Raw genomic sequence first — 2975 nt, 5'->3', positions numbered from 1 at the left:
ATGTAGAAAACTCACCAAGCTACATAAACATTAAAAAAACTATGTGACCTTCTGTGTGCTATGTGGTAAAATGAACCACATAGCACCTTAGAACACATAGTGAATATTCAGCTTGAAGCCTGGATTGTTTTCTAAATCAGAAACCGTATTATTATTTTGGTGAGTATAATACATCAAGTCCGATTGATTGCGCCCTCACGTGTTTAACAATGTCCCGTTTGTATCTTTTCATTTTTCCTGAATTCCCCCGTTCCGAATTTCCCAATTTTGGGACATGAATTTTCTGGATATTCTGATTCTGATCCCGGTTTTGTACGGTGCATACAAAGGATTTAAACACGGCTTTGTCATTGAACTGTTTACTTTACTGGCAATTTTGGTCGGAATTTATGTTGGAATCCATTTCTCCGACTTTACGGCAAACTGGATCAAAACGACTTTTAACTGGAATTCGGAATACCTGCCGGTTGTAGCATTCACACTGACTTTTTTAGGAGTGGGAGCCATGATTTATTTCGGTGGAAAAATGGTCGAAAAAATGATCCAGGTGGTTCAATTATCTCCTTTGAATAAATTTTTGGGAGTACTTTTCGCAACGATCAAATCACTTTACATCGTAAGTGTTTTACTGGTTCTGATTGAATCATATGATGAAAAGAGTAACTTCTTTCCTCAGAAAACGAAAGCAAAATCCTTGCTTTATGAACCGGTGAAAGACCTTTCAACAAAAACAGTTCCGGCACTTGGATCAAGTACTATTTTCCTGAAAAATGCATTACACAACGAAACGGATAGCACCGGACTTTCGGTAGATCAGGTGCTTAGAGCGAAAGAAATAGCTGATAGTTTGGGAATTGATGCCAATGATGCGAAACAAATTTTGGAGATTCATCAAAAATATGGAGATAAAGATCCGGTGTTGAAACCCTAAACGGAATCCTGACTGGGAAAATGAAAATGCCTGTGTCCCTTACTACGACTGGGCAAATAGATGGATGTCTATTTGTGTTTTGAATAAGCTGCAGCCGGGATAAATGAAATTCCAAAGCAAATTCAAAACCCGTTTTTTAGCATAATCCATCATCTAATTACCGGATTTGGAATTGATTTGATAAACAAAACAATATATTTGCCTTTTATAAGTTAATCTTTAATCACATCGGCGCAGATTTTTCATTCGAATGAAGAAATTACATTTTTGGATTTATTTAGGAATTCTTTCCATCATATGGGCTTGTTCTACTGAAAAGAATACCCTACTCAGTAGGTCATACCACGGAACAACAGCACATTATAACGGCTACTTCAATGCAAATGATTTGCTTAATGGAGCTATGAAAACATTTCGTGAAAATCAAAAAGAAGATTTTTATACGGTTCTTCCCATCATTCAATTACCGAGTGAAGATGAAGTGAAAAACATGTATACACCTATTGATACAGCCATTTCCAAATGTACAAAGGTGATTCAGAGACATGCGATGCCTTCCATGGAAAAACCATCTGCTAAAAAAGAAGAACACAATCGCTGGATTGATGAAAACTGGATAACGATCGGGGTTGCAAACTTCTATCGTCGCGATTATGACCTGGCATTCAAGAATTTCGAATACACCAAGAAGTTTTTCTCTACGGATAAATCAGCTTATGTTGCTGAAATGTGGATGGCGAGAACCTATATGGAGCAAGGTAAATTCACTGAAGCAAACTTTGCGATCACCAATTTGGAGAAAGCCCAGGAATCGATGGAGAACTCCGGGAAAAAAGGAGAGAAAGACTCCAAATCTTCCAAGTCGAAGTCCAAGTCCAAATCCAAAAAGAAAGCAAGCAAAAAGAAATCCAAGGAGAAGGAAATGGCTCCTTTCCCTAAGAAATTGCGTTACGATGTTGCCATTACACGTGCTGTTTTCTGTGAAAAACGCAAAGATGCAGAAGGAGAAATCAAAGCTTTGACAAAAGCATTGGAATACGCTAAAAAATCAAAAGACAAGGCACGGATCAATTTCATTTTGGGTCAGTTGTATGAAAATGCGGGAGACCGTGTAAAAGCGGCATACCATTACAACCGCGTTTCAAAGTACAATGCCGGATATGAAATGAGCTTCAATGCAAACCTGAAAAATGCCTTGAATGCCGGAGGAGAAAAAGTTCGTAAGAACTTGAAGAAAATGCTTCGTGATACAAAAAATGCGGAGTTTAAGGATCAGATTTACTTTACGATTGCCCGCATGGATCAATTGGAATCCAATGAAGAGGGAGCAAAGGCAAATTATACCAAGTCAGCATTTTACTCCACTTCGAATAACCGCCAGAAAGGAATGGCTTATGAGAAGCTGGGAGATATGAGTTTTTCGAAAAAAGACTATCTGAGTGCTCAGAAATACTACGACAGTTGTGCGAAAGTGATTCCGGAAAGCTATCCGAATTTTGAAGCAATTCAGAACAAGGCTGCCAAACTTCAAAGCCTGGTAAAAGCAATTGAAACGGCTCAATACGAAGATAGTGTGCAGCGGGTGGCTCAATTATCTCCTTCGGAGCAGCTTACATTTGCAGAAGGGGTGATTAAAAAATTGAAAAAAGACGAAGAAGAACGCCAGCGCCAGGATGCAATCAGGTTGGCTGCACTTCAGGATATTCAGAATAAAAAACCATCTTCGAGCGGTGGAAATAAATTCTACTGGAACAACGATAAGGCAAAGACGGAAGGATTCGAAGAATTTAGAAAACAGTGGGGGCAACGGGAAAATGAAGATGACTGGAGAAGGTCTGAGAAAATTGCTTTTGCAAGCTTCACAGATGAGTCAGACACAAGTTCGACGACCAAACCGGTAGTAAAAGACGCCGGTGGAAGTTCCTTGGATTCGTTGACACCTGAAATGCTGGTTGCGAAACTTCCATTGTCCGATTCTGCATTGCAGGCATCGCGTTCCAGAATGATGAATGCGTATTTCGATGCGGGTGGTATTTATAACGAG

General features: G+C 39.4%; 2 protein-coding genes. Both read left to right on the top strand.

All coding sequences use genetic code 11. The features are described 5' to 3' along the window. The first annotated feature begins 274 nt into the window (after positions 1-274). Complete coding sequence (locus tag Q1V93_RS04245) at positions 275-931, top strand: CvpA family protein (protein WP_300661918.1); 657 nt, start codon at positions 275-277, stop codon at positions 929-931. 250 nt (positions 932-1181) lie between these two features. Then, a partial coding sequence (locus Q1V93_RS04240; protein WP_300661915.1) for a hypothetical protein occupies positions 1182-2975 on the top strand: 1794 nt, incomplete at its 3' end.

It is taken from the genome of Fluviicola sp. (assembly GCF_030151805.1).
Lineage (GTDB): Bacteria > Bacteroidota > Bacteroidia > Flavobacteriales_D > Crocinitomicaceae > Fluviicola.
Note: the sequence above shows the minus strand (reverse complement) of the source record. Positions and strands in the feature narration are given on the sequence as shown.